Below are 25,832 nucleotides of genomic sequence, written 5' to 3' on the forward strand. Positions count from 1 at the left end.
GGTTAGCTGTTCACCCGGCCGAGGTAGTCGCCCGAGCGGGTGTCGACCTTGATCTTCTCGCCGGTGGTGATGAAGAGCGGCACGCCGATCTCGTAACCGGTCTCCAGCGTGGCGGGCTTGGTGCCGCCGGTGGAGCGGTCGCCCTGGACGCCCGGGTCGGTGTGCTGGATCGTCAGCTCGACGGCGGCGGGCAGCTCGACGTAGAGCACCTCGCCCTCGTACTGGGCGACGGAGGCGGTGAAGCCCTCGATCAGGAAGTTGGCGGCGTCGCCGACGGCCTTGCGGTCGACCATGAGCTGGTCGTACGTGTCCATGTCCATGAAGACGAAGTACTCGCCGTCCATGTACGAGAACTGCATGTCGCGGCGGTCAATGGTGGCCGTCTCGACCTTCACGCCGGCGTTGAACGTCTTGTCGACGACCTTCCCGGAGAGCACGTTCTTGAGCTTGGTGCGCACGAAGGCAGGGCCCTTGCCGGGCTTGACGTGCTGGAACTCGACGACGGACCAGAGCTGGCCTCCGTCGAGCTTGAGCACCATGCCGTTCTTGAGGTCGTTCGTGGAAGCCACGGTTGCGGAATCTCCTGGACTGAAGCTGGTGGAACGACCGAGGATCCGCGCTAGAGCGCGAGCAGCTCCTTGGTCGTCATGGTGAGTAGCTCGGGTCCGCCGTCCGCCTCGGGGCGCACGACGAGCGTGTCATCGATCCGGACACCGCCCCGGCCCGGGAGGTGGACCCCCGGTCCGACGGTGACCGGCACACAAGCGTCCAGTTTACCCATGGCTGTCGGTGCCAGTTGCGGGTCCTCCTCGATTTCGAGCCCCACACCGTGCCCGGTCCTCGGCTGAAGGCCCTCTGTGTGTCCTGCGGACTCCAGCGGATGGCGGGCCGCGCGGTCCACGTCCCGGTAGGCGGCCCCGGGCGCCAGGGCCTCCCTGCCTGCCCGCTGAGCGGCGAAAACAAGGTCGTACAGCTCGATCTGCCACTCGGCGGGGGCGGTGCCGATGACGAAGGTGCGGCCGATCTCGCAGCGGTAGCCGTGGTAGCTCGCGCCGAGGCGGACGGAGAGGAAATCTCCCTCCTCCACCCTGCGGTCCGAGGGCCGGTGGCGTCCCTGGCCGGAGTTGGGTCCCGTGGCCACGGAGGTGACGAAGGCGGGGCCGTCCGCTCCGTGGTCCACGAGGCGGCGCTCCAGTTCGAGGGCGAGATGGCGTTCGGTGCGGCCGACCAGGATCGATTCCAGGAGTTCGCCGAGGGCCTGGTCGGTGATCTCGGCGGCGATCCGGAGGCAGCCGATCTCCTCCTCGTCCTTGACGATCCGGTGCTGCTCCACCGTGAAGCCCAGATCGGCCAGTTTCAGCCGCGGGGCGGACTTTCCCATGGCCCGGTGCCGGGCGACGGTCAGGTCGTGCTCCTCGACGGCGAGGGACTCGGCGCCCGACGCGGCGGCGAGGCCCGCGGCGGCGACCACCGGATCCTCGTCCGGGACGGGCAGGATGTCGATCCGCAGGGCCTCGTCGGGCCGCCCGTGGGCGCCGTCGCCGGCCGGGGCGCGGGGGCAGAGCAGAACGTCCTCACCGGGGCCGAGCAGCAGCACGGCGCCGGGGGGCGCTCCGCCCGCGAGATAGCGGACGTTGGCGGGGCGGGAGACCAGGGCGGCCGCGGAGCCCGCGGCGGCGCACCGGTCGCGGAGCAGCCCGCGTCGGACGGCGTGCACCTCTGACATGGTTCGAGCGTACGAGCGGGCGCGGTGGCCCGCCCGGCCAGCGCACCCGACCGGGGGCGGGGCTCCGGGACGCTGCCGCTACCAGGCGGGCGGGCTCGCGATGGAGCGGGCCAGCACGTCGTCCAGGACGCGGGCGGTGGTCTCGACGTCGTAGGTCGAGTTGTCGATGATCGGGAGGCCGGAGCCGTACCAGCCGGCCATCCGGCCGTGGATGCGGGCGACCTCCTCGTCGGAGAGCCGGCGGTTGCCGCTGCGCGCCGCGTTGCGCTCCAGGACGATCTCCAGGCCGGGCAGCAGGACGACGGGCAGCAGACCGGGGCCCACGTGGCGCTTCCAGCCGCCGAGGCCGACGACGGGGCGGTCGGGGAAGACCGCGTCGTCGAGGATGCAGGAGATGCCGTTGGCGAGGAAGTTGCGGGCGGCGAAGCCGCAGGTGCGGCGGGCCAGGCGGTACTGGGCCTCGGAGTGGTCGTTCCAGCCGGCCTGCGGGTCGGCGAAGCCGGAGCGGACCCATTCGCGGACGTCGTCGAGCGAGACGTGGGCGGTGGGCACCCGGCGGCGGGCCGCCCAGAGCTTGGCGACGGTGGTCTTGCCCGCCCCGGCCGGGCCGATGAGCAGCACGGCGAGCGTCGCTCCCCCGGTGCCGGGCTCGGCGGGGGGCGCGGGCAGCGGTACGGGCCCGCCCGGCGGCAGCTGGACGTGTCCGGTGTGCCCGACGGCCTCCCTGGCGGGGGGCGTGGGGCCGGTGCCGCTCCAGCCGGGGCCCGGGGCCTGGCCGGGGGCGGGCGACGGCTGAGCGTGGCCGGGGGCGGGAGGGGCCTGGCCGGGAGCGGGGGGTGGCGGAGCCTGGCCGGGGCCGACGGGGGCGGGCCCTGACCGGGGGGCGTCGGAGGCGCGGGCCGGGCCTGGCCGGGGCCCCGGGGCGGCGGGGGTATCGGGGGCGGGCCGGGGTGGCCGGGGTGCTGGGCCTGGTACGGCCGGCCGACGTGCCCGCTACCGGGTCCGTGGGGCGGCAGCGGGGCCCCCACTGCGTGCTGCATCCGGTGCCACTCCGTCTCGTCACTGCAACTGGCGCTGCTGGGAGGGCTACCGTACCTTCCCGGGCCGTCTCGGGGTGAACGGCCCGGGAGGGTACGAAGTGCCCGTCGCCGCGCGGTGGGGCGGGCGGGGACCGGCGGGGCGTCAGTCCGTCAGTTCGTCGGCCAGGGCGCGCAGGGCGAGCCGGTAGGAGCCGATGCCGAACCCGGCCACCGTGCCCGTGGCCACCGCCGCGACCACGGAGGTGTGGCGGAACTCCTCCCGGGTGTACGGGTTGGAGATGTGCACCTCGATCAGCGGGGCGGTGCGCTGGGCGGCCGCGTCCCGCATGCCGTACGAGTAGTGCGTGAAGGCGCCCGGGTTGAGAACGACCGGAATCGATCCGTCCGCCGCCTCGTGGAGCCAGCGGATCAGCTCGCCCTCGTCGTTGGTCTCGCGTACGTCGACGTCGAAGCCGAGCTCCTTGCCGAGCACGGTGCAGGTCTCGACGAGTCCGGCGTAGGAGGTGGCCCCGTAGACGTCGGGCTCGCGCGAGCCGAGCCGGCCGAGGTTGGGGCCGTTGAGGACGAGGACCCTGCGGGTCACGCGGAGACCTCCCCGTAGGCGGCGAGCAGCACGGCCGGGTCGGGGCCCTCCAGGACGGTGGGCTTGCCGATGCCGTCCAGGACGATGAAGCGCAGGAGGTCGCCGCGGGACTTCTTGTCGACTTTCATGTTCTCCAGCAGCTTGGGCCACTGGTCGCCGCGGTAGGCGAGCGGCAGGCCCACGGACTCCAGGATCGTCCGGTGGCGGTCGGCGGTGGCGTCGTCGAGGCGGCCGGCGAGCCGGCCCAGTTCGGCGGCGAAGACCATGCCGATGGAGACGGCCGCGCCGTGGCGCCACTTGTAGCGCTCGTTCTTCTCGATCGCGTGCCCCAGCGTGTGGCCGTAGTTGAGGATCTCGCGGAGTCCGGACTCCTTGAGGTCGCTGGAGACCACCTCGGCCTTGACCCGGATGGAGCGCTCGATCAGCTCGGCGGTGTGCGGTCCGGAGGGCGTGCGGGCGCCCTCGGGGTCGGCCTCGACCAGGTCGAGGATGACGGGGTCGGCGATGAACCCGGCCTTGATGATCTCGGCCATGCCGGAGACGTAGTCGTGGACCGGCAGCGACTCCAGGGCGGCGAGGTCGCAGAGGACCCCGGCGGGCGGGTGGAAGGCGCCCACGAGGTTCTTGCCCTCGGCGGTGTTGATGCCGGTCTTGCCGCCGACGGCCGCGTCGACCATGCCGAGCACGGTGGTCGGGACGGCGATCCAGCGGACTCCGCGCAGCCAGCTGGCGGCGACGAAACCGGCGACGTCCGTGGTGGCCCCGCCGCCGACGCCGACGATGACGTCGGTGCGGGTGAAGCCGGTCTGGCCGAGCGCCTTCCAGCAGTAGGCGGCGACCTCGACGGTCTTGGCCTCCTCCGCGTTGGGCAGCTGGACCGCGATGGCCTCGTACCCCTGGTCGGCCAGGTCCTGGCGGACCGCCTCACCGGTCTCGGCGAGCGCCTCGGGGTGCAGGACGGCGACGCGCCGGGCACGGTCGCCGATGAGCTGGGGCAGCTCGCCGAGGAGCTGGTGGCCGACGAGGACCTCGTACGGGTCGGAGCCCGCGGAGCCTGCGACCTGGATGCGGGTGGGGCCCTGCTGCGTCATGCCGGTGTTCTCCACGCCGGGGGCGGCTTGGCCCTCCGGCAGTTCCAGTGCGTCGATGATCGCCTGGGCGACCTCTTCGGGGGTGTTCTCGTCGGTCGCGACGACGGTACGGGCGACCTCTTCGTACAGATGGCGGCGGGCGTCCATCAGCTCGCGCCACTGTCGGCGGGGGTTGACCGCGAGCAGCGGGCGGGCGGCGCCGAGTCCGACGCGGCGGACGGCCTCGTCCACGTCCATGGAGAGGTAGACGACCGGCAGGCCGGCCAGCAGCTCCCTGGTCGTCCCGTCCAGGACGGCTCCGCCACCGAGGGAGAGGACGCCCGGGTGCTCTGCGACGGCCGTGGCGACGGCGCGGCGCTCCAGGGCACGGAAGTGCTCCTCGCCCTCGTCGTAGAAGATCTCCGCGATCGGCTTGCCGGCCTCGGCGACGACGTCCGCGTCGGTGTCCCGGTAGGTGGTGCCGAGCCGGGCGGCGAGCAGTTCGCCGACGGTGGACTTGCCGACGCCCATCGGGCCGACGAGGACGACCAGGGGGCCGCTCATCGGATCTGGAGGTGGTCGAGGTACGACTGGACGTTGCGGCGGGTCTCGGCCACGCTGTCGCCGCCGAACTTCTCCGCGACCGCGTCGGCCAGGACCAGGGCGACCATCGCCTCCGCGACGATGCCCGCGGCCGGGACGGCGCAGACGTCGGAGCGCTGATGGTGGGCCTTGGTGGCCTCGCCGGTGGTGACGTCCACGGTGGCCAGCGCGCGCGGCACGGTCGCGATGGGCTTCATCGCGGCGCGGACGCGCAGCAGCTCGCCGGTGGTGAGGCCGCCCTCGGTGCCGCCGGCCCGCCCGGAGGTGCGCTTGATGCCGTCCTCGGTGGCGACGATCTCGTCGTGCGCCTGGGATCCGGGGACCCGGGCCAGCTCGAAGCCGTCGCCGACCTCGACGCCCTTGATGGCCTGGATCCCCATGAGGGCAGCGGCGAGCCGGGCGTCCAGGCGCCGGTCCCAGTGCACGTGCGAGCCGAGCCCGACGGGCACGCCGTACGCGAGCACCTCGACGACGCCGCCCAGGGTGTCGCCGTCCTTGTGGGCCTGGTCGATCTCGGCCACCATCGCCTCGGACGCGTCGGCGTCCAGGCAGCGGACCGGGTCGGCGTCCAGCTTCTCCACGTCGGCGGGGACGGGGACGACCCCGTACGGCGCCTTGGCGGCGGCCAGCTCGACGACGTGGCTGACGATCTCAATGCCCGCGGTCTCCTTGAGGTAGGAGCGGGCGACGGTCCCGAGGGCGACGCGGGCGGCGGTCTCCCGGGCGCTGGCGCGCTCCAGGACCGGCCGGGCCTCGTCGAAGCCGTACTTCTGCATCCCCGCGAGGTCGGCATGGCCGGGCCGGGGACGGGTCAGCGGGGCGTTACGGGCGAGCTGGGCCAGCTCCTCGGGGTCGACCGGGTCGGCCGACATGACCTGCTCCCACTTGGGCCACTCGGTGTTGCCGACCATGACGGCGACCGGGGAGCCCATGGTGAGCCCGTGGCGCACGCCGCCGAGGAAGGTGACCTCGTCCTTCTCGAACTTCATCCGCGCGCCGCGGCCGTAGCCGAGCCGTCGCCGGGCCAGCGCCTCCGCGACCATCTCCGTGGTGATCGGGACACCGGCGGGAAGACCCTCCAGCGTCGCCACCAGTGCGGGGCCGTGCGACTCCCCCGCGGTCAGCCAGCGCAACCTGCTCAACGGTGCTCCTCATGCTCGCGCCTGAAATCCAACGGCGCCACCGGGTGCGCGGCCCTGGCCCGCCGCTCCCGATCCTCCCACGAACGAAGGCACGATCCGGTCGCCGGTCCAGCAGACGGACCGGCCACGCCCGCAGGCGGTCGGTCAGCGCGAAGCGAGCGCGGCTTCCCCGGCCTGCCGCATGGCGGCCAGCGGCGCCGGGATCCGGCCGGTCATCTGCTCGACCTGGAGCAGCGCCTGGTGAACAAGGAGGTCGAGTCCGCCGACGACCGCCCCGCCGCGCGCGGACCAGGCGGCGGCCAGCTCGGTGGGCCACGGCTCGTACAGCACGTCGAAGAGGATGCCCGGAGCCTCGGGCACGGAGCCGGTGAAGGCGTCCGTCGCGCCCGCCGGGGTGGTGGCGATGACCAGGGGTGCGCTCAGTGCCGCCGCCCCGTCCGCCCAGTCGGCGGTCATGACGTCGACCCCGAGCCGCTCGCCCCAGCCGCGCATCTCGGCGGCCCGTTCGGGGCTGCGCACGTACGCCGTGACCGGGCCGGCGCAGACCACGGCGAGCGCGGCCAACGCGGAGGAGGCGGTGGCGCCGGCGCCGAGGACGGCGGCGGATTCCACCTTGTCGACGCCGCGTTCCCGCAGGGCGGCGACCATGCCGGGGATGTCGGTGTTGTCGCCGATGCGACGGCCGTCCTCGGTGAACACGACCGTGTTGACGGCCTCCACGGAGGCGGCCGTCGCGCTGACCTCGTCGAGCAGCGGGATGATCGCCCGCTTGAGCGGCATGGTCAGGGACAGCCCCGCCCAGGAGGCGTCCAGCCCTTCGACGAACCCGGGCAGCGCCGCCTCGTCGACCTCGAACCGGTCGTAGGACCAGTCCGCCAGGCCCAGCTCGGCGTACGCGGCGCGGTGCAGGACCGGGGAGAGGGAGTGGGCGATGGGCGAGCCGAGGACGGCGGCCCGGCGTGGTGCGCTCACTGGCCGGCCTTCCCGTCCTCGTACTCCCGCCGGTTCTTCTCGTGCTCCTCGTTCGTCTCGGCGAAGACGGTCTTGTCCTCGTTGATCGAGACGAAGTAGTACCAGGGGCCCGGTGTGGGATTCATGGCCGAATGCAGGGCCTCCGCACCCGGATTGCTGATGGGGCCGGAGGGCAGACCGATGATCTTGTACGTGTTGTACGGGTCGTCGATCTTCCGCAGATCGTCGACGGCACCGACGTCCAGCGTGCTCTGGCCCTTGATGTAGTTGACCGTGGAGTCGAATTCCAGCCGCCCGACGGTCTCCATGTTGCCCGGCTTGAGCCGGTTGTAGACGACCCGCGCGACCTTGTCGAAGTCGTGCTTGTACTTGCCCTCGACCTGCACGAGGCTCGCGACGGTGATGAGTTCCCACGGGGTCTTCAGGCCGAGCTTCTTCGCGCTGCCCTCCAGGTCAAGCTTGCCGTACTCCTTGTTCGCCCGCGCGACCATCCGCTTCAGCGCGTCCTCGGGCTTCGACCCCTTGGCGACCGGGTAGGCCGCCGGATAGAGGAACCCCTCCAGCGGGTCCTTGACGTCCGGGTTGTCGTCGGCCCAGTCGGGCAGCCCCAGGGACTCCGCCTTGGTCTTGGCGACCTTCGCCGTTGTGCCTTCCTTCAGTTTGAGCCGCTTGTCGATCATTTCGTAGACCTTCGCGTTACGGGTCCCCTCGGGGATCACGAACGCGTTCTGGCTCTTCGGATCGAGCATCAGCGTGATCGCGCTGGCCGCCGACATCTCCTTGTTCAGGAGGTAGACGCCCGCCTGGAGCGACTTGCCCTTCGGGTTGTCGTTCTGGGCGGCGACGAAGGCGTCGGAGGACTTGATGACGCCCTTCTTGCGCAGGATGTTCGCGATGTCGTACCCGAACGCGCCCTCGGGGATCTCGACCTCGACCTGCTCGCCGGTGCCCGACCCCGCGTAGTCGGCGGGGGCGCCGAACTGCTTCTTCCAGAAGGTGTAGCCGACGTAGCTGACGCCGCCCAGGCCACCGACCAGGACGACGGAGACCACCAGGCAAGCAACGCCACTGCGGCTCTTCTTCTTGCCCTTGCCGCCCCGGCGCTCGTTGCCCCCGCGGCCGCGGCGCGAGGCGCGCGATCCGTCGTCGTCCGGGTCATCGTCGTCGTCACGCGGGTCGCGGTCGGACGGATCGTCGGCACCGGTGAAGAAGGGGTGTGTCTCCTCCTGCGGCTGGTCCGGATCCCAGTCCGTCGGTCCCTGCTGCTGGGGCTGCTGTTCGGGCGCGGCCTCGCGGCGGCCCGGGGGCTGCGGCGGCGGGTAGGCCTCGGGGGTGCCGTAGTAGTCCTGCGTCGCGTCGTAGCCGCCGGGCTGCTGCGCGTACGGGTCCTGGGGCTCGGCCCCGTACGGCATGGCGGCCTGCTGACCGGTGCCCCAACCGCCGTCGTACTGCGGCTGGGCACCGGGCTGCTGGGCGTACGGGTCCTGCTGGGGCGCGCCGTACTCCTGCTGGTGGTTCTGCTGCTGGCCGTACTGCTGCTGGCCATACTGCTGCTGATGGTTCTGCTGCTGGCCGTACTGCTGATGCTGGTCGTACGACTGCTGCTGGTGACCCTGGTACTGCTGATGGTTCTGGTGCTGCTGGGCGTACGGGTCCTGCGGGTAGGACTGCTGCTGGTCGCCATACTGGCCCTGGCCCTGGCCGTGGGCGGCCTGGTGGCCTCCCCATCCCTGGTCCCCGTACAGGGGATCCTCGGGATGCCACGGTTCGGAGCCGGGGCCCCGGCCATACTCAGTCATCGATCCCCTAGAGCCGCGAGACGACGTTCCGTCTCTTCGCTTCGCTGTGCGGTGTTTGTTCGAACACCGCCGCATCGCGCGGAACGTTACCGTATCGCGATCAGACAACCACTTCGACGCCCTCACCGGGGGGATTGCCAGACGCCCGTTCGGACTCCAGAGCGTTCTGAAGGATCACCACAGCGGCAGCCTGGTCGATGACAGATCGGCCCTTCTTGGACTTCACGCCCGAGGCGCGCATGCCCTGGGCCGCCGTCACTGTGGTCATCCTCTCGTCCACGAGTCGCACCGGGACGGGGGCGATCGACCGGGCGAACACCTGGGCGAAGTCACGGACCTTGGCCGCCGCCGGGCCCTCGCCGCCACCGAGCGAGCGCGGCAGGCCGAGGATGACCTCGATCGGCTCGTACTCCTCCACGATCTGGCGGAGCCGCCGGTGGGCGGCCGGGACATCGCGTCCCGGCACGGTCTCCACCGGCGTGGCCAGGATCCCGTCGGGGTCGCACGAGGCGACCCCGATCCGGGCGTCCCCTACGTCGACGGCGAGCCGCCGGCCTCGGCGCATCTGCGTCATCGCGCTCGTCACGCCGTCTCGGTGACGAGGCGTTCGACCGCGGCGACGGCGTCGCCGATGGCGGCCGGGTTCGTGCCGCCGCCCTGGGCGACGTCCGGCTTGCCGCCGCCACCGCCGCCGAGGGTCTTCGCGGCCGTGCGCACCAGGTCACCGGCCTTGAGACCGCGCTCGCGGGCGGCCTCGTTGGTGGCGATCACCGTGAGCGGACGGCCGTTGGCCGTGGTGAACAGGGCCACGACGGCCGGGCGGCCGCCCTGGATACGGCCGCGCACGTCCAGGACCAGCTTGCGCAGGTCGTCGGCGGAGGTGCCGTCGGGGACCTGGCCGGTGACCAGGGCGACGCCCCGGACGTCCTTGGCGGAGTCGGCCAGTCCGGCGGCGGCCGCGAGGACCTTCTCCGCGCGGTACTTCTCGATCTCCTTCTCGGCGTCCTTCAGCTTGCCGAGCATGCCCGCGATCTTCTCGGGAAGCTCCTCGGGACGGCCCTTGACCAGCTCCTGGAGCTGGGCGACGACCGTGTGTTCCTTGGCCAGGAAGTTGTACGCGTCCACGCCGACGAGGGCCTCGATACGGCGCACGCCGGAGCCGATGGAGGACTCGCCGAGCAGCTTCACCAGTCCGAGCTGGGCGGTGTTGTGGACGTGAGTGCCGCCGCACAGCTCCTTGGAGAAGTCGCCGATGGTGACGACGCGGACCCGCTCGCCGTACTTCTCGCCGAACTCGGCGATGGCGCCCTGCTTCTTGGCCTCGTCGATCGACATGACCTCGGCCTGGACGTCCAGTTCCCGCGAGAGGACCTCGTTGATCCGCTGCTCCACATCGGTGAGGACCGTGCCGGGGACGGCGGCGGGGGAACCGAAGTCGAAGCGGAAGCGGCCCGGGGAGTTCTCGGAGCCGGCCTGGGCGGCCGTCGGGCCGAGCGCGTCGCGCAGCGCCTGGTGCGTGAGGTGCGTGGCACTGTGGGCGCGGGCGATGGCCCGTCGGCGGGTGGCGTCGATGGAGGCGAAGACCGGGGCTCCGACCGTCACCTCGCCGACCTGGACGACGCCCTTGTGGACGTGGACGCCGGGGACCGGCTTCTGGACGTCGCGGATCTCGATCACGGCACCCGTGTCGAGCCGGATACGGCCGGTGTCGGCGAGCTGGCCGCCGCCCTCGGCGTAGAAGGGGGTGCGGTCGAGGACGACCTCGACCTCGTCGCCCTCGGTGGCGGCGGGCGAGGGCACCCCGTCGACCAGCAGGCCGACGATGGTGGACTCGCCGGCCACGCTGGTGTAGCCGGTGAACTCGGTGGCGCCGGAGGTGTCGGCGACCTCGCGGTAGGCGGAGAGGTCGGCGTGCCCCGTCTTCTTGGCGCGGGCGTCGGCCTTGGCCTTGTCGCGCTGCTCCTGCATGAGGCGGCGGAAGCCGTCCTCGTCCACGGAGAGCCCCTGCTCGGCGGCCATCTCCAGGGTGAGGTCGATCGGGAAGCCCCAGGTGTCGTGGAGCAGGAACGCCTTGTCGCCGGCGAGGACCTTGCCGCCGGCGGCCTTGGTCTCGGTGACCGCGGTCTCCAGGATGTTGGTGCCGCCCTTGAGGGCCTTGAGGAAGGCGGCCTCCTCGGCGAGCGCGACCGTCTCGATGCGCTTGCGGTCGGTGATCAGCTCCGGGTACTGCTGCCCCATCGTGTCGATCACGACGTCGATCAGGTCCTTGACGACCGTGCCGGTGGCGCCCAGGAGGCGCATGTTGCGGATGGCGCGGCGCATGATGCGGCGCAGCACATAGCCGCGGCCCTCGTTGCCGGGGGTGACGCCGTCGCCGATGAGCATCACCGACGTACGGATGTGGTCGGCGACGACGCGGAGCGAGACGTCCGTGCCGTTCTCGGCGCCGTAGCGGACGCCGGTCAGCTCGGTGGCCTTGTCCATGACGACGCGCAGGGTGTCGGTCTCGTACATGTTCTGTACGCCCTGGAGGATCATCGCCAGGCGTTCCAGGCCGAGACCGGTGTCGATGTTCTTGGACGGCAGGTCCCCGAGGATCGGGAAGTCCTCCTTGCCGTCGCCGGCACCGCGCTCGTACTGCATGAAGACCAGGTTCCAGATCTCCACGTAGCGCTCGTCGTTGACGGCCGGGCCGCCCTCGACGCCGAACTCGGGGCCACGGTCGTAGTTGATCTCCGAGCAGGGTCCGCAGGGTCCGGGGACGCCCATGGACCAGAAGTTGTCCTTCTTGCCCAGGCGCTGGATGCGCTCGGCGGGGACGCCGATCTTGTCGCGCCAGATGGCTTCGGCCTCGTCGTCGTCGAGGTAGACGGTGATCCAGAGCTTCTCGGGATCGAGGCCGTAGCCGCCGTCCTCGACGGAGTTGGTCAGCGCCTCCCAGGCGAGCTGGATGGCGCCTTCCTTGAAATAGTCCCCGAAGGAGAAGTTGCCGCACATCTGGAAGAAGGTGCCGTGGCGGGTGGTCTTGCCGACCTCTTCGATGTCCGGCGTACGCACGCACTTCTGCACGCTGGTGACGCGCGGGGCGGGCGGCTTGACCTCTCCGAGGAAGTACGGCTTGAAGGGAACCATGCCCGCGGGGACCAGCAGCAGAGTCGGGTCGTCCGCGATGAGCGACGCCGAAGGCACGGCAGTGTGACCGCGCTCCTCGAAGAAGCTCAGCCAGCGGCGGCGAATTTCAGCCGACTCCATCAGTGGTCCTCATTCCGGTTGTTCGATGTGTAGGGGAGCTTGCGGTACGTGTTCGGACGCGCGGCGGGTTCGGACGCTTCGACCGCCCAGTGCCGCTGTACGGGAAGGTCCTGGTCGACCGGGGTCTCCAGGCCGAGGGCGCCGCCCAGTTCGGCTTCGCGCCGGACCATGCCCTCACGTACGTCGAGGGCGAAGTCCTTGAGCTTGTGACCGGTCTCGATCGCCTTGTCCGCGGCCTGCGCCGCGAGGCTCTCGGGCGTCAGCTGCTTGAGCTTGCGGTTGACCTTGGTGGTGGCCCACACACCGGCGGCTGCGCCGGCGGTGAACCAGAACGTGCGGCGGAACATCGCTCGATCAGTCCTTCTGTCCGCGGGCGTTGCGGCGCCGGCTCCTGCGTCCGCGCGCCGAGGGTACGGTCCGACCGACGATCACCGTACGGCGGGCGGAGCCACGGCCCCGCGCCGTTTCCGGTTCGGGCTCGGGCGCCGTGCGGCGGCCGAGCGCCTGCCGTACGCCGTAGCCGAAGGCGGCGACCTTGACCAGGGGGCCGCCGAAGGTGGAGGCGACGGTGGTGGAGAGCGCGGAGGCGTTGGAGGTGACCTCCTGGACGTCGCTCGCGATGGCGTCGACCTTGTCCAGCTGGCTCTGCGCGGAGCGCACCGTCGCCGAGGCGTCGGCCAGCAGCGGAACGGCCTGTTCGGTCACGTCCGCGACGAGTTTGGTGGTCGCCCTGAGCGTCTGGGCGAGCCTCGCCAGCACCACGGCGAGGAACGAGACCAGGATCGCCCAGAAGACGGCCACGAGGATCCCGGCCACCTCTCCACCGGACACTGTGCACCGCTCTCTGCTTGTCGATCGGCCCCTGTGGGGGCTTGTCTCCGTCGGTGCCGCCGGCTGCCGCCCGCGCGCCCGATCGTCGTCCCACGAGCCTATCGCGCCGCGCATCTCCTCCCCTACCGCATTCCCCGCGGGCCGGGCGGGAGTTGTCCGGCGAGATTGTACGGAGAGCTTTCAAGCCAGTACGCTCCGTGTTTCATGCGACGCCTGCAGGACCCCCGCCCGAATCCCGATGATCCCGACGCCCGTCCCGTGGCGGTGCCCGGCACCCTCCCGGCCGAACTGACCCGGTTCGTGGGCCGCGAGGGCGAACTGGCCGAGCTGGGCGGGCTGCTGGAGGAGTCCCGGCTCGTCACGGTCGCCGGGGTGGCGGGCGTGGGCAAGACCCGGTGCGTGATCCGGGTCGCCGCGCTCCGGGAGAAACGGTACTGCGACGGCGTTCTGCTGGCCGAGCTGTCCACCGTCCGCGATGCCGACCTGCTGGAACACGCGCTGATCGACGCCCTGGGGCTGGCCGATCACACCAGCCGGCCGCCGCGCGCCGTCCTCGTCGAGCACCTCCGCGAGCGCCGGACGCTGCTGGTGATCGACGGCTTCGAGCATCTCGTCGACGCCTGCGCCGACCTCGTCACCGATCTGCTGCGCCGGGCTCCGGGCCTCCAGGTGCTCGCGGCGGGGCGCTGCCCGCTGCGGGTGGACGGGGAGCGGACGTATCCGCTCGCCCCGATGTCCGACGGGGACGCGGTGGAGCTCTTCACCGAACGGGCGCGCGGGGTGCGGCCGGGCTGGGCGCCCGCCACGGACGAGCGGGCGGCCGTGCTGGAGCTCTGCCACCGCCTCGACGGCATTCCGCTGGCCCTGGAGCTGGCGGCCGGGCGGCTGCGCGCCCTCTCGGTGGAGCAGGTGCTGCTGCGCCTCGACGACCGGTTCCGGCTGCTCACCGGCGGCCGTCGCGGTGCGCCGCCGCGCCACCAGACGCTGCGGACGGCGATCGGCTGGAGCCATGAGCTGTGCACGCCTGAGCAGCGGCTGCTGTGGGCGCGGCTCTCGGTCTTCGCCGGGCAGTTCGACCTGGAGGCAGCCGAGTACATCTGCGGCGGGGCGGATCTGCCGGCCGACTCGGTGCTCGACGTGCTGGACGAGCTGATCGCTCAGTCGGTGGTGGAGCGCGAGGACGGCCCAGCCGGGGCCCGCTACCGGCTGCTGGACACGGTCAGCGAGTACGGGGCGCAGTGGCTGGCGGCGGCCGGGGACGCCCAGCGGCTGCGGCGGCGGCACCGGGACTGGTTCCTGGGGCTCGCGACCTGGTGCGAGCTGGACTGGTTCAGTCCGCGCCAGGCGGAGGTGGCGGCGCGGATCGACAGCGAACTGCCCAATCTTCGCCGGGCGATGGAATGTTCGATGGAGAGTCCCGACGAGGTGCATCTCGCGCAGCATCTGGCGGGCACCCTGTGGTTCTACTGGACCGGCTGCGGGCGGCTGTCCGAGGGGCGGCACTGGCTGGACCACGTCCTGGAGGAGCCGACCCCGCACGATGCCGCACGGCTGAAGGTGCTGTGGGTGCTGGGGTACGTGGCGGTGCTCCAGGGCGACGCGGTGGGCGCGATCTCGGCGCTCCAGGAGTGCCGGGAGGAGGCCGAGCGCTGCGGGGACGCGACGGCGCTGGCGTACGCGGTGCACCGCACGGGGTGTCTGGCGATCGTGACGGACGACATGGAGCGCGCCGAGGACCTGCTGCGCGAGGCGCTCGGCCGGTACCGCGAGGTCGGCGAGTTGAACAGCAACGTCCTGATGGCGCAGGTGGAACTGGCCATGGCGGTGGCGTTCCTCGGCGATCTGGACGCGGCGGCGGTGATCTGCGACGAGGTTCGCGAGGTCTGCGAGGACCACGGGGAGCGGTGGGCGCTGGCGTACGCGCTGTACGTCCTGGCGTACGCGGCGCTGCGGCGGGGGCGGCCGGCCCGGGCGCGGCAGATGCTCGGCGAGTGCCTGACGATCGGCCGGACGTTCAACGACCTGCTGGGCACGGTGCTGTCGCTGGAGCTGCTGGCGCTGGTGACGGCGGTGGAGGGGGACGCCGGGGAGGCCGCCGTGCTCCAGGGTGCGGCGGAGGGCATCTGGCCGTCGGTGGGGCTGCAGCTGTTCGGCTCGGCGTTCTACGGGCGGCCGCGGGTGGAGTGCGAGGAGCAGGCGCGCCGGGAGCTGGGGAACGCGGCGTACGAGGAGGGACTGCGGGCGGGGAGGCGACTGGATCCGGCCACGGCGGTCGACCGGGCCCTGGCGGGTGGCGGGCCGGGTGCGCCGGTGGACGCGCCGGGCGCGGGCGGAGTGCCGGCACCGGGCGGACCCGGGGGAACGCGAAGGCCCGCCGCCTCCCGGATGACAGGGAGGGGCGGGCCGGAGCGCTGGTGAGAGCGGCTACGCCTGGATCAGCGGGCGTAGTACTCGACGACGAGCTGCTCGTCGCAGATCACCGGGATCTCCTTGCGGTTCGGGTCCCGGTCCAGGCGGAAGGCCAGGGCCTTCAGGTTCACCTGGAGGTAGCGCGGGGTCTCACCGTCGGTGTCGTAGCCACCCTCGCGGGCCACCTGGAAGGGGACCTTGGAGCGGCTGCGCTCGCGGACCTGGACGACGTCGTCCGGGCGCACGCGGAAGGACGGCTTGTCGACCTTGCCACCGTTGACCTCGATGTGGCCGTGGACGACCATCTGACGGGCCTGGTAGATGGTGCGGGCGATGCCCGAACGCAGGACCAGGGCGTCGAGACGGCGCTCGAGCTCGACGACGAGCGCCTCGCCCGTCTTGCCCTCGGCCTTCTTGGCACGGTCGTAGGCGCGCGCCATCTGGCGCTCGCTGATGTCGTACTGCGCACGCAGGCGCTGCTTCTCCAGCAGACGGACCTTGTAGTCCGAGTTCTGCTTGCGGCCACGGCCGTGCTCGCCCGGCGGGTACGGACGCGCTTCGAAGTACTTGACAGCCTTGGGCGTCAGGGCGATGCCGAGGGCACGCGACTTCTTGACCTTGGGACGCGACTGGTTAGGCACGTTCTCCAGACCTCCGTTGTAGGTTAGGTTAGGCTCACCTTACTCAAGGAGATCGCATGTCTTGCCCGGGGAACACCACTCACGTCACGGACAACACAGACAGCGGCAGCACCTCAGAGGAGGATGCTGCTACGACGGAAGGCCGATCAGATCGTGGTCAGCCGCGTCCCAGCGGGCCAGAAAACACTCGGATGCCGTCAGCAGCCGAACGCACACGAACTCTCGTACAGAGTACCTGCTCCGCGCGGCTCGTCGTACCGGGGCTCGATCCGGCCCACGCCGAACCCCTGGTCCCGGACAGCCGGTGCGTGGGACCCGAAGGGGATGTGTTCCTCGAATTCGCCGCGGATTCCCCGGCGGTACGGGCCGCGACGCACGCCCGGGGCGACGAGCTGACCGCCGTGCTGGAGATCACGGACGTCGCTCCCGTCTCCGTACCGCACCGGATCCGGGGCCGCGCCTGGGTCTCCGGCTGGCTCACCTCCGTACCCGGCATCGCCGAGCCCGGCCGGATGATGCTGCGCCTGGAGTTCGGCGAGGCGTACGTGGACGACCTCTGGGGCGCCGAGGACATCGAGCCGGAGGACTTCCGGGACGCGGCCCCCGACCCGCTGGTCCGCCACGAGGCGGAGCTGCTCCAGCATCTGGCCTCCGCCCACGACGAGCAGATGCGCACCCTGTGCGGGCTGCTGGGCGAGCGGGGCGGTGCGCCGAACCGGCCGAACGCCGTGCCCGTGGCGCTGGACCGCTTCGGGCTGCGGGTCCGGTTCGTCGAGAGCAGGGACGCGTGCTTCGACGCCCGCTTCGAGTTCCCCGAGCCCGTGCGGGACGTCACCGAACTGCGCCGCGCCATGCGCACCCTCTTCGAGGCGGCCGCGTCCTGAACCGGGCGGCGGATGACCCCTATCCCCGCTCGCCGCCCTCGCCGGCGCGGCCGAGGCGCTCGCGGACGCGCTCGACGACGTCCGCGTACCGCGCCTCGGCGCCGTAGCGGGTGGGGGTGTAGTACTGACGGTCGCGGACGGCGTCCGGGGCATACTGCTGGGCGGCGATGCCGCCCTGCACGTCGTGCGGATAGACATAGCCCTGGGCGTGGCCGAGCTTGGCCGCGCCCTTGTAGTGGCCGTCGCGCAGATTGGCCGGGACGGGTCCGGCGAGCCCTCTGCGCACATCGTCCTGCGCGGCGGAGATCGCTAGGGTCGCCGCGTTGGACTTGGGGGCCAGCGCCAGCGCGATGGTGGCGTGGCTGAGGGTGAGCGCCGCCTCCGGGAAGCCGATCATGGCGACCGCCTGGGCTGCCGCCACCGCCGTCGGCAGCGCGGTGGGGTCCGCGAGCCCGATGTCCTCGCTGGCCGAGATCATCAGCCGCCGGGCGATGAACCGGGGGTCCTCCCCCGCCTCGATCATCCGGGCCAGATAGTGCAGTGCGGCGTCCACGTCGGAGCCGCGGATCGATTTGATGAGCGCGCTGGCCACGTCGTAGTGCTGGTCGCCGTCACGGTCGTACTTCACGGCGGCGCGGTCGACGGTCGCCTCGACCGTCTCCAGCGTGATCTCCGCCTCCTGCGTGGCGATGGCCGCTCCGGCCGCGGCCTCCAGCGCGGTGAGCGCCCGGCGCGCGTCGCCGCCCGCGATGCGCAGCAGATGCGCCTCGGCGTCCTCGGGCAGGGTGACCGCCCCGCCGAGGCCCCGCTCCTCGGTCAGCGCCCGGCGCAGCAGAGAGCGCAGGTCGTCGTCGGTCAGCGGCTCCAGGGTGAGCAGCAGGGAGCGCGAGAGCAGCGGGGAGATGACCGAGAAATACGGATTCTCCGTGGTGGCGGCGATGAGCGTGACCCAGCGGTTCTCCACTGCGGGGAGCAGGGAGTCCTGCTGGGCCTTGGAGAAGCGGTGGATCTCGTCCAGGAAGAGGACGGTCTCCTTGCCGAAGCCGCCGGAGGCGCGGCGCGCGCTCTCGATGACGGCGCGGACCTCCTTGACGCCCGCGGTGATCGCGGAGAGCTCCACGAAACGCTTGTTGGTGGCCTTGCTGACCACGTACGCCAGGGTCGTCTTACCGGTGCCGGGCGGGCCCCACAGGATGACGGAGGACGCCCCCGCAGGGCCGCTCCCCCCGTCGCCGACGAGGCGGCGCAGGGGCGAGCCCGGCTTCAGCAGATGCTGCTGGCCGACGACCTCGTCGAGGATGCGCGGACGCATCCGGACAGCGAGGGGGCTGCTGGACGGGTCCTTCTCCTGGCGGTCTTCGGCGGCTGCGGTAAAGAGGTCGGGCTCCACGTCATGAAGCCTAAGCGACCTCACTGACAGGGCCGCCGGGGGCGTCTTCGGCGGAGCAGCCCGCCGGCACACAGCCGGAGTCGTCGGTGGCCTCAGCTGGTCCAGAAGTCCCACCAGCGGGTCAGGATCAGCATGCCGATGATCCCGATCCACATCACCGGAAGCACCCACGGGAACTCGGTGAGCCCGTTCCGCAGCCAGGCCGGGGCCGGGAGGATGCGGTGCTTGACGTTGTGCGTGGTCACGTAGCAGAACATGACGATGGTGGCGACCCAGGCCAGGCAGCACCACAGGCAGAGCGAGTTGATGTTGTACAGCGACTGGTACTGGAGCCAGGTGCAGAAGCCGACCCCGAACAGCGTCCCGGCGTTCAGCCCGAGCCAGAACCAGCCGCGGTAGCGGGCCCCGGCGAGCAGACCCGTCCCGATCGCGATGACCATGCCGTACGTGACCAGGCCCAGCATCGGGTTGGGGAACCCGAACGCCGAGGCCTGCTCGCTCTTCATGATGTTGCCGCACGCGACGACGGGGTTGAGGCTGCATCCGGGGGTGAAGGAGGGGTCCTCCAGCAGCTTGAACTTGTCGATCGTGATGACCCAGGAGGCCAGCAGGCCGGCCGCGCCGGTGATCACCAGAAGCAGGGCCAGACCGCGTCCGGCCCCGAAGGTGCGCTTGCGGCCGCCCTCGTCCTGGTCGGAGGAGAGGCCGTGGTCTACCGCTGCTGTCGTCATATCGCCGTTCCGTCACCGAGTGGTCAGCCGGGCAAGGTCATTGTGCCGCACCCCCGTACCGGTCCACCGTTCGATGGACATAAAGGTGTACGTCCGGTGGGCAGCGGATCGTCGGCCGCACGGAAGGCTCGGACCCATGACGGAACTCGTGGTGAACGTGCGCGGACTGCGCAAGCGATACGGCGGTGTGACCGCGCTGGACGGCCTGGACCTGGGCATCCGGCGCGGCGAGGTGTGCGGACTGCTCGGCCCGAACGGTGCCGGGAAGAGCACCTGTGTGGGAGTGCTCCAGGGGCAGCGGGACCGGGACGGCGGCCAGGTGGAAGTCCTCGGTGTCGACCCCGCGACGGCCGACCGCCGTCAACGGTCCCGGGTCGGGATCGTCTGGCAGGATGAATCCGCTCCCGCCGAGTTGACGGTGCGGGAGACGGTCCGGCACTTCGCCCGCTACTATCCCCGCCCGCGCGACCCCGACGAGACCATCGCCCTGGTCGGACTCTCGGCGAAGGCGGGATCCCGGACGAAGGCCCTCTCGGGCGGTCAGCGCCGCCGCCTCGACGTGGCGCTCGGAGTGGTCGGCTCCCCCGAACTCCTCCTGCTCGACGAGCCGACCACCGGTTTCGATCCGGCGGCCCGGCGGCAGTTCTGGGAGCTGATCCGGCTGCTCGCGGACGACGGCACCACCATCCTCCTGACCACGCACTATCTGGAGGAGGCCGAGGCACTCGCCGACCGGCTCGTGGTGGTCGCCTCGGGTGCCGCGGTCGCCGAGGGGACTCCCGGGGAGCTGCGGGCCCGGTACGGGACCCGCGCCACGGTCCGGTGGACGGAGCCCGACGGATCGCCTCGCTCCGAGGAGACCGCGACGCCGACCCGTACGGTCACCGCGCTCGCCGGCCGGTTCGGCGGAGAGGTTCCGGGGCTGCTGGTCACCCGGCCCACGCTGGAGGACGTCTATCTGCGGCTCACCGGGCAGTCGGAGGCCGACCGATGACCGCGCCGGAGGCCGCCGGCCTGCCCGGTGCGTGGCGCCTGGGTCTGCTGCGCGGCGGTCTGGAACTGAAGCAGTTCTTCCGCCTGCGCGACCAGGTCGTCTTCTCGCTCGCCTTCCCCGTCGTCCTCCTGGTGCTGCTGGCCTCGATCTTCGGCGGTGAGGTGGAGGACGGCGGCGTCCACGTCTCGCAGATCTATGTGGCCGCGATGCTCGGGGCGGGCATCATGGCGACCAGCTTCCAGTCGCTCGGCATCTCCATCGCGATCGAGCGCGACGAGCGGCTGCTGCGCCGTCTGATCTCCACACCCATGCCGCCCGCCGCCTACTTCCTGGGAAAGGTGTGGCTGGTCCTGGTCACGGGGGCCCTGGAGGCGGCCGTCCTGCTGACGGTCGGAGTCAGACTGTACGATCTTGAGCTGCCCGGGGAGGTGTCCACCTGGCTGACGTTCGGCTGGATCTTCCTGCTCGGGACGGCGGCCTGCGCGCTGCTCGGCATCGCGATCAGCAGTCTGCCCGGGTCGGGCCGGAGCGCGGGCTCGGTGGTCATCCTGCCGTTCCTGGTGCTCCAGTTCGTCTCCGGCGTCTACATCCCGGCGAGCCAGCTCCCGGACTGGATGCTGAACATCGGCGCCCTGTTCCCGCTGAAGTGGATGTGCCAGGGCTTTCGCGGGGTCTTCCTGCCCGAATCGGCCGCCGTGCTGGAGCAGGCGGGCGGCTGGGAGTTCGGACGGGTCGCCCTGGTGCTGGGCGCGTGGTGCATCGGAGGGTTGCTGCTGTGTCTGCTGACGTTTCGCTGGAAGAACCGGCGCGACGGCTGACCGGTACGGGCGGGGCGCGTGACTCCGATGTCTGGGTCCGGTCGCTGCCTCCCTGGGACGGGTATTTCGCCGTCGTCTGGGCGGTCACGCTCGCCGTGGTGCTGGGGGCGGCCGAGCCGTCGTGGCCGGTCCGCCTGACGGCGGCCGCGATCGTGGCGCTGAATCTGCCGTGGTACGTCCTGGTCGGCCGGCCGGCCATGCTGGACGACAGCGGGGCCGAGGGGCCGGCCCGCCGCTATGTGGTGGGAGCGCTGCTGCTCTTCCTGCCCACCGCGATGCTGGTCGGCGAGACGCAGCTGGTCACCTTCGCGCTGGCCCCGCAGTGCTTCATGCTGTTGCGGCTGCGGGACGCGCTGTGGGTGCTGGGCGGCATGGGTGCGGTGCCGTTCGTCGGCTGGACGCTGCTGTGGCATCCCACGGCGGGCGAGGCCGCGTTCCGGCTGCTGCTGGCGGTGGCGACCTTCGCGTTCAGCGCGTTCCTGGGCCGGTGGACGATGCGGATCATCGCCCAGAGCCGCGAGCGGGCCGCGCTGATCGCCGAGTTGGAGGCGGGCCGCGAGGAGATCGCCCGGCTGTCCACGGCCCACGGGGCGCTGGCGGAGCGGGAGCGGATGTCTCGGGAGATCCACGACACGCTGGCCCAGGGCTTCACCAGCCTGCTGATGCTCGCGCAGGCCGTCGAGTCCGAGCTGGAGCACGATCTGCCGCGGGCCCGTCGGCATGTCGCGCTGATGGCCCGGACCGCGCGGGAGAACCTCGCCGAGGCACGGGCGCTGGTGGCCGGCGGTTCACCGGCCGATCTGGCGGGCAACTCGCTGGTGGACGCCCTGAACCGGCTGACCGACCGGCACACCGCGCAGACCGGCGCCCCGGCCGTGCTGACGGTGACCGGAGGCGTCCGCCCGCTGCCGACCGCGTACGAGGTCGTCGTCCTGCGCGCCTGTCAGGAGGCCCTCGCCAACACCCGTAAACACGCGGGCCCGTCCGTACCGGTGGCCCTCGGGCTGGCGTACGCCTCCGACGCCCTGACCCTGTCCGTACGGGACGAGGGGTGCGGCTTCGACCCCCGGGCGCCGCGCGAGGGCTACGGTCTCGACGGCGTCCGGGCCAGGGCCGAGGAGGCGGGCGGCGGCGCGACGGTACGCAGTGAGCCGGGCGCCGGGACCTCGGTGACCGTGACCCTGCCGCTGCCGCCGGCCGCCCCGTCCACGGGCGACGCTCAGCCTGGAAGGAGTTCCTGATGATCCGAGTCCTGCTGGCCGACGACCACCCCGTCGTACGGGAGGGGCTGCGCGGGATGCTGGACGCCGAGCCGGACCTGACCGTGGTGGCCGAGGCGTCCAGCGGTCCGCGTGCCGAGGCGCTCTGCGCGGAGCTGCTGCCGGACATCGTGCTGATGGACCTGCGAATGCCGGGCGGCGGGGGCGTCGAGTCGATCCGCCGGATCAGGGCGGCCGGGCTGCCGTGCCGGGTCGTCGTGCTGACCACGTACGACAGCGACAGCGACATCCTGCGCGCGGTGGAGGCCGGCGCGTCCGGCTATCTGCTCAAGGACCTGGGCCGGGCGGAGCTGGCGGACGCGATCCGGGCCGCGGCCCGGGGCGAGACGGTGCTGGCCCCGACGGTGGCGACCCGGCTGGTGGACCAGTTGCGCGAAGCGCCGGAGGTGCCCCGGCTCTCGGAGCGCGAGACGCAGGTGCTGCGGCTGGTGGCGGAGGGGTGCACCAACGCGGAGATCGGGCGGCGGCTGTTCATCGGCGAGTCGACGGTGAAGACCCATCTGCTGCGGGTCTTCGGCAAGCTGGGCGTCAGCGACCGGACCGCCGCGGTGACGGGGGCGATGCGCCACGGGCTGCTGTGAACGCGAAGGGGCGCGGGCGGCAGGACCTGAGGTCCTGCCGCCCGCGCCCCCGTTCACGGCTCGGTCAGCCGAGGCGCTTCGCCAGCTCGGCCTCGACCTCGGACAGCGGCACCGCGCTCTGCTCGCCGGACTCCATGTCCTTGAGCTGGACGACGCCCTCGGCGAGATCGCGCTCGCCCGCCACCAGGGCGTAGCGCGCACCCGAGCGGTTGGCGCTCTTCATCGCGCCCTTCAGGCCCCGGCCGCCGAACGCGAAGTCCGCGGCGATGCCCGCACGGCGCAGCCCGGTGACGACGCCGAACAGCGCCCGGCGGGCCTCCTCGCCGAGCGGGACGGCGTAGACGCTGGTGGTGGCCGGGAGGTCGAGCTCGATGCCCTCGGCCTCCAGGGCGAGGACCGTGCGGTCCACGCCGAGCGCCCAGCCGACGGACGGCAGCTCGGGGCCCCCGATCATCTCGGAGAGGCCGTCGTAGCGGCCGCCGCCGCCCACCGCGGACTGGGCGCCGAGACCGTCGTGGACGAACTCGAAGGTGGTGCGGGTGTAGTAGTCCAGACCGCGGACGAGCTTCTCGTCGTCCTCGAAGACCACGCCGGCGGCCGTGAGGAGCGCCCGGACCTCCTCGTGGTACGCCTTGCACGCGTCGCAGAGGTAGTCGCGGAGCTTCGGGGCGTCCGTGAGCTGCTTCTGTACGTCGGCCCGCTTGTCGTCCAGGACGCGCAGCGGGTTGATCTCGATGCGGCGGCGGGTCTCCTCGTCGAGGTCGAGGTCGCGCAGGAAGGTCTGGAGCGCCTCGCGGTAGACCGGGCGGCACTCCTTGTCGCCCAGCGAGTTCAGCAGGATGCGGAACTGCCGCAGGCCCAGCGAGCGGTACGCCTGGTCGGCGAGGATGATCAGCTCGGCGTCCAGGACCGGGTCCTCGGTGCCGATGGCCTCGGCGCCGACCTGCGAGAAGTGGCGGTAGCGGCCCGCCTGCGGGCGCTCGTAGCGGTAGTACGAGCCGGAGTACCAGAGCTTGACGGGGAGGTTGCCCGCCTTGTGGAGGTTGGCCTCCAGGGCGGCCCGGAGCACGGACGCGGTGCCCTCGGGACGCAGGGCCAGCTGGGAGCCGCCCTTGGTGGTGAGGGTGTACATCTCCTTGGTGACGATGTCGGTGGACTCACCGACACCGCGCGCGAAGAGCTCGACGCTCTCGAAGCCGGGCGTCTCGATGTAGCCGTAGCCGGAGTCGCGCAGCGGGGCCGCGATGGCCTCGCGCACCGCGAGGAACGTCGCGGAACGGGGCGGGGTCAGGTCGTACGTGCCCTTGGGGGCCTGAAAGGTGCTCACGTGAATACGTCTCTCGTCTACAGTCCTCGGCGCGGCGCCGCGTCCAGACCGTTCAGATACGGGTTGGTGGCGCGCTCGCGGCCGATGGTCGTCTGGGGGCCGTGGCCGGACAGCACCACGGTCGAGTCGTCGAGCGGCAGGCACACACGGGCCAGCGACTCGAGCAGCTCGGCGTGGTCGCCGCCGGGCAGGTCGGTACGTCCGACGGAGCCGGCGAAGAGCAGGTCGCCCGAGAAGAAGACCGGCGGAATGTCCGCGGCCTCGGGCATCCCGAACGTCACCGACCCCTTGGTATGGCCGGGCGCGTGCGAGACGCCGAACTCCAGGCCGGCCAGGGTCAGCTTCGACCCGTCGGTCAGCTCCTTGACATCGTCCGGCTCCCCCACGGTCAGCTCGCCCATGAGCGGCATCCCGATGGAGCGGCCCAGCGCCTTCTCCGGGTCGCTCATCATGTAACGGTCCTCGGGGTGGATCCAGGCGGGGACGTCGTGGGCGCCGCAGACGGGCACGACCGAGGCCACGTGGTCGATGTGGCCGTGGGTGAGAACGACGGCGACGGGCTTGAGCCGATGCTTCTTCAGCGCTTCCTCGACGCCCTGGGCGGCCTGGTGGCCCGGGTCGATGATCACGCACTCCTCACCGGCGGCGGGGGCGACCAGATAGCAATTGGTCCCCCAGGCCCCGGCGGGGAACCCGGCAATAAGCACGATCGTCCTTAATGTTCGGCGGAGGATGCGGCCCGCAGTACAAGGGTGCGGCGGATCAGAGCCTACCGGCGCTCCTCATGACACAGGTAACCCATATACGGTACGGGCAGCTCAGGCCCTCATCCGACGATCCACGACGTAACAAGGAGCCCAACCGGTGTCCAGCAGCGAACAGCGGCGGCGGCAGCTCGCCCGGGAGAAGTTCGAGCGCCAGCAGAAGCGCCGGGAGGAAGCCCGCCGCAGGACGAGGCGCATCACCGCGATCGTCGCGGCCTCGGTGGCCGTGGTCGCCGTCGTGGGCGTGAGCGCGTTCGTCGTGGCGGGCAAGGACGACGACAAGGACAAGAAGAGCGAGGCGGCGGCGGACCAGACCCCCACTCCGGAGCCCTCGGAGAGCGAGAGCAAGGCTCCCACGCCTCCGATGAAGATCGACAAGAAGGCCACGTACACGATGTCGCTCGACACGAGCCAGGGCGACATCGCGTTCTCGATGGACGCGGCGAAGACCCCGGAGACGGTGAACTCCTTCAAGGCGCTCGCCGACAAGGGGTACTTCAACGACACCAAGTGCCACCGGCTGACCACCCAGGGCATCTTCGTGCTCCAGTGCGGCGACCCCAAGGGCGACGGCACGGGCGGTCCGGGCTACAACATCCCGGACGAGAACCTGGACGCGCTCGGCAAGGCGGGCGACGACGGTACGGTCGTCTACCCGCCGGGCACGGTGGCGATGGCCAACACCGGCCAGCCGGACTCCGGCGGCAGCCAGTTCTTCCTGGTCTACAAGGAGACGAAGCTCCCGCCCACCTACACGCCGTTCGGCACGATGGACGACGCCTCGCTGAAGGCGGTCGAGAAGGTCGGCGCGGCCGGGGTCGAGGGCGGTGCGGGCGACGGCGCCCCGAAGAAGGCCGTGACGGTCGAGAAGGTCTCCGTCGAGAAGAGCTGATCCCGCGGGACGGCGACCACCGGGAAGGGGCTCCGCCCGGGCGGAGCCCCTTCACCCGCCCGAGCGGAGAATTTCAGCCGCGCTGAGTGCGGACAGCCGGGCG

The 25,832-nt window shown here is 71.7% G+C and carries 23 protein-coding genes and 1 pseudogene; 7 read left to right on the forward strand and 17 right to left on the reverse strand.

Annotated elements, in window-relative coordinates; translation table 11 throughout:
* Positions 1-2 precede the first annotated feature (2 nt).
* From efp to CCZ36_RS04125, 12 genes and pseudogenes are all read right to left on the reverse strand, one after another.
* Entirely contained in the window at positions 3-569 is a 567-nt protein-coding gene (gene efp / locus CCZ36_RS04070) for an elongation factor P (RefSeq protein WP_006123185.1), read from the reverse strand.
* 50 nt (positions 570-619) lie between these two features.
* Positions 620-1,726, reverse strand: coding sequence for a M24 family metallopeptidase (locus CCZ36_RS04075; RefSeq protein ID WP_069737335.1), 1,107 nt, complete (start codon positions 1,724-1,726; stop codon positions 620-622).
* A gap of 78 nt (positions 1,727-1,804) precedes the next feature.
* Positions 1,805-2,766, reverse strand: a pseudogene (locus CCZ36_RS36650) (AAA family ATPase).
* Between the two features lie 142 nt (positions 2,767-2,908).
* Positions 2,909-3,349, reverse strand: coding sequence for a type II 3-dehydroquinate dehydratase (locus tag CCZ36_RS04085; protein ID WP_010057329.1), 441 nt, complete (start codon positions 3,347-3,349; stop codon positions 2,909-2,911).
* Entirely contained in the window at positions 3,346-4,983 is a 1,638-nt protein-coding gene (gene aroB / locus CCZ36_RS04090) for a 3-dehydroquinate synthase (RefSeq protein WP_079134345.1), read from the reverse strand. The genes CCZ36_RS04085 and aroB overlap by 4 nt, the downstream gene beginning before the upstream one ends.
* Entirely contained in the window at positions 4,980-6,164 is a 1,185-nt protein-coding gene (gene aroC / locus CCZ36_RS04095; RefSeq protein ID WP_069737337.1) for a chorismate synthase, read from the reverse strand. Before aroC ends, aroB begins: the two co-directional genes overlap by 4 nt.
* A 144-nt stretch (positions 6,165-6,308) precedes the next feature.
* A complete protein-coding gene (locus tag CCZ36_RS04100; RefSeq protein WP_069744560.1) occupies positions 6,309-7,136 on the reverse strand; it encodes a shikimate dehydrogenase in 828 nt (275 codons plus the stop codon).
* Positions 7,133-8,935: an endolytic transglycosylase MltG gene (mltG, locus tag CCZ36_RS04105; protein ID WP_128817041.1), complete on the reverse strand. Its 1,803-nt coding sequence runs from the start codon at positions 8,933-8,935 to the stop codon at positions 7,133-7,135. The genes CCZ36_RS04100 and mltG overlap by 4 nt, the downstream gene beginning before the upstream one ends.
* Positions 8,936-9,035: 100 nt before the next feature.
* Positions 9,036-9,509, reverse strand: a complete 474-nt coding sequence (gene ruvX, locus CCZ36_RS04110; RefSeq protein WP_006123196.1) for a Holliday junction resolvase RuvX — start codon at positions 9,507-9,509, stop codon at positions 9,036-9,038.
* Positions 9,510-9,517: 8 nt separating this feature from the next.
* Positions 9,518-12,187, reverse strand: a complete 2,670-nt coding sequence (gene alaS, locus CCZ36_RS04115; RefSeq protein ID WP_069737341.1) for an alanine--tRNA ligase — start codon at positions 12,185-12,187, stop codon at positions 9,518-9,520.
* Positions 12,187-12,534 (reverse strand): DUF6167 family protein, encoded by a 348-nt coding sequence (locus tag CCZ36_RS04120; RefSeq protein ID WP_069737342.1) that lies wholly within the window; start codon positions 12,532-12,534, stop codon positions 12,187-12,189. Before CCZ36_RS04120 ends, alaS begins: the two co-directional genes overlap by 1 nt.
* A gap of 7 nt (positions 12,535-12,541) precedes the next feature.
* The gene (locus CCZ36_RS04125) at positions 12,542-13,003 is read right to left on the reverse strand and encodes a DUF948 domain-containing protein (protein WP_069737343.1); all 462 of its coding nucleotides are present in this window, start codon (positions 13,001-13,003) and stop codon (positions 12,542-12,544) included.
* Between the two features lie 219 nt (positions 13,004-13,222).
* Between CCZ36_RS04125 and CCZ36_RS04130 the strand changes: the two genes are divergently transcribed.
* On the forward strand, positions 13,223-15,436 hold the full coding sequence (locus CCZ36_RS04130) for an ATP-binding protein (protein WP_128817042.1): 2,214 nt from the start codon (positions 13,223-13,225) through the stop codon (positions 15,434-15,436).
* A 17-nt stretch (positions 15,437-15,453) separates the two neighbouring features.
* Here the strand turns inward: CCZ36_RS04130 and rpsD are convergent, their stop codons facing one another.
* Entirely contained in the window at positions 15,454-16,068 is a 615-nt protein-coding gene (gene rpsD / locus CCZ36_RS04135) for a 30S ribosomal protein S4 (protein ID WP_018524225.1), read from the reverse strand.
* A 191-nt stretch (positions 16,069-16,259) separates the two neighbouring features.
* On the opposite strand from rpsD, the gene CCZ36_RS04140 reads away from it, so the two are divergent.
* Positions 16,260-16,952 carry a DUF2470 domain-containing protein gene (locus CCZ36_RS04140; protein ID WP_128817043.1) on the forward strand — a complete coding sequence of 231 codons (693 nt, stop codon included), beginning with the start codon at positions 16,260-16,262 and terminating at the stop codon, positions 16,950-16,952.
* 19 nt (positions 16,953-16,971) lie between these two features.
* Here CCZ36_RS04140 and CCZ36_RS04145 read toward each other — a convergent pair whose 3' ends face one another.
* Both CCZ36_RS04145 and CCZ36_RS04150 read right to left on the reverse strand, forming a co-directional pair.
* Positions 16,972-18,342 (reverse strand): replication-associated recombination protein A, encoded by a 1,371-nt coding sequence (locus tag CCZ36_RS04145; RefSeq protein ID WP_128817044.1) that lies wholly within the window; start codon positions 18,340-18,342, stop codon positions 16,972-16,974.
* A gap of 92 nt (positions 18,343-18,434) precedes the next feature.
* Entirely contained in the window at positions 18,435-19,073 is a 639-nt protein-coding gene (locus tag CCZ36_RS04150; protein ID WP_069744554.1) for a vitamin K epoxide reductase family protein, read from the reverse strand.
* Between the two features lie 136 nt (positions 19,074-19,209).
* On the opposite strand from CCZ36_RS04150, the gene CCZ36_RS04155 reads away from it, so the two are divergent.
* From CCZ36_RS04155 to CCZ36_RS04170, 4 genes are read left to right on the forward strand one after another with little or no spacing between them, the layout of a single operon-like run.
* On the forward strand, positions 19,210-20,067 hold the full coding sequence (locus CCZ36_RS04155) for an ABC transporter ATP-binding protein (protein WP_069737348.1): 858 nt from the start codon (positions 19,210-19,212) through the stop codon (positions 20,065-20,067).
* Positions 20,064-20,885 carry an ABC transporter permease gene (locus CCZ36_RS04160; protein ID WP_128817045.1) on the forward strand — a complete coding sequence of 274 codons (822 nt, stop codon included), beginning with the start codon at positions 20,064-20,066 and terminating at the stop codon, positions 20,883-20,885. Before CCZ36_RS04155 ends, CCZ36_RS04160 begins: the two co-directional genes overlap by 4 nt.
* Entirely contained in the window at positions 20,843-22,126 is a 1,284-nt protein-coding gene (locus CCZ36_RS04165) for a sensor histidine kinase (RefSeq protein WP_069737350.1), read from the forward strand. The genes CCZ36_RS04160 and CCZ36_RS04165 overlap by 43 nt, the downstream gene beginning before the upstream one ends.
* Complete coding sequence (locus tag CCZ36_RS04170; RefSeq protein ID WP_069737351.1) at positions 22,126-22,746, forward strand: response regulator; 621 nt, start codon at positions 22,126-22,128, stop codon at positions 22,744-22,746. Before CCZ36_RS04165 ends, CCZ36_RS04170 begins: the two co-directional genes overlap by 1 nt.
* A 64-nt stretch (positions 22,747-22,810) precedes the next feature.
* Here CCZ36_RS04170 and hisS read toward each other — a convergent pair whose 3' ends face one another.
* Both hisS and CCZ36_RS04180 read right to left on the reverse strand, forming a co-directional pair.
* A complete protein-coding gene (gene hisS, locus CCZ36_RS04175) occupies positions 22,811-24,073 on the reverse strand; it encodes a histidine--tRNA ligase (protein WP_128817046.1) in 1,263 nt (420 codons plus the stop codon).
* A gap of 17 nt (positions 24,074-24,090) precedes the next feature.
* Complete coding sequence (locus CCZ36_RS04180; protein ID WP_128817047.1) at positions 24,091-24,780, reverse strand: MBL fold metallo-hydrolase; 690 nt, start codon at positions 24,778-24,780, stop codon at positions 24,091-24,093.
* A gap of 157 nt (positions 24,781-24,937) precedes the next feature.
* Between CCZ36_RS04180 and CCZ36_RS04185 the strand changes: the two genes are divergently transcribed.
* The gene (locus CCZ36_RS04185) at positions 24,938-25,729 is read left to right on the forward strand and encodes a peptidylprolyl isomerase (RefSeq protein WP_069737354.1); all 792 of its coding nucleotides are present in this window, start codon (positions 24,938-24,940) and stop codon (positions 25,727-25,729) included.
* Positions 25,730-25,832 lie beyond the last annotated feature (103 nt).

Source organism: Streptomyces sp. S063 (genome assembly GCF_002832675.1).
GTDB lineage: Bacteria > Actinomycetota > Actinomycetes > Streptomycetales > Streptomycetaceae > Streptomyces > Streptomyces sindenensis.

What these genes read in the sequence shown, in the direction of transcription:
- CCZ36_RS04075 (WP_069737335.1), bottom strand. Translation starts at nt 1,726, where the DNA reads ATGTCAGAGGTGCACGCCGTCCGACGCGGGCTGCTCCGCGACCGGTGC.
- aroB (WP_079134345.1), bottom strand. Translation starts at nt 4,983, where the DNA reads ATGAGCGGCCCCCTGGTCGTCCTCGTCGGCCCGATGGGCGTCGGCAAG.
- mltG (WP_128817041.1), bottom strand. Translation starts at nt 8,935, where the DNA reads ATGACTGAGTATGGCCGGGGCCCCGGCTCCGAACCGTGGCATCCCGAG.
- ruvX (WP_006123196.1), bottom strand. Translation starts at nt 9,509, where the DNA reads ATGACGCAGATGCGCCGAGGCCGGCGGCTCGCCGTCGACGTAGGGGAC.
- alaS (WP_069737341.1), bottom strand. Translation starts at nt 12,187, where the DNA reads ATGGAGTCGGCTGAAATTCGCCGCCGCTGGCTGAGCTTCTTCGAGGAG.
- CCZ36_RS04120 (WP_069737342.1), bottom strand. Translation starts at nt 12,534, where the DNA reads ATGTTCCGCCGCACGTTCTGGTTCACCGCCGGCGCAGCCGCCGGTGTG.
- CCZ36_RS04130 (WP_128817042.1), top strand. Translation starts at nt 13,223, where the DNA reads ATGCGACGCCTGCAGGACCCCCGCCCGAATCCCGATGATCCCGACGCC.
- CCZ36_RS04140 (WP_128817043.1), top strand. Translation starts at nt 16,260, where the DNA reads ATGCCGTCAGCAGCCGAACGCACACGAACTCTCGTACAGAGTACCTGC.
- CCZ36_RS04150 (WP_069744554.1), bottom strand. Translation starts at nt 19,073, where the DNA reads ATGACGACAGCAGCGGTAGACCACGGCCTCTCCTCCGACCAGGACGAG.
- CCZ36_RS04155 (WP_069737348.1), top strand. Translation starts at nt 19,210, where the DNA reads ATGACGGAACTCGTGGTGAACGTGCGCGGACTGCGCAAGCGATACGGC.
- CCZ36_RS04160 (WP_128817045.1), top strand. Translation starts at nt 20,064, where the DNA reads ATGACCGCGCCGGAGGCCGCCGGCCTGCCCGGTGCGTGGCGCCTGGGT.
- CCZ36_RS04170 (WP_069737351.1), top strand. Translation starts at nt 22,126, where the DNA reads ATGATCCGAGTCCTGCTGGCCGACGACCACCCCGTCGTACGGGAGGGG.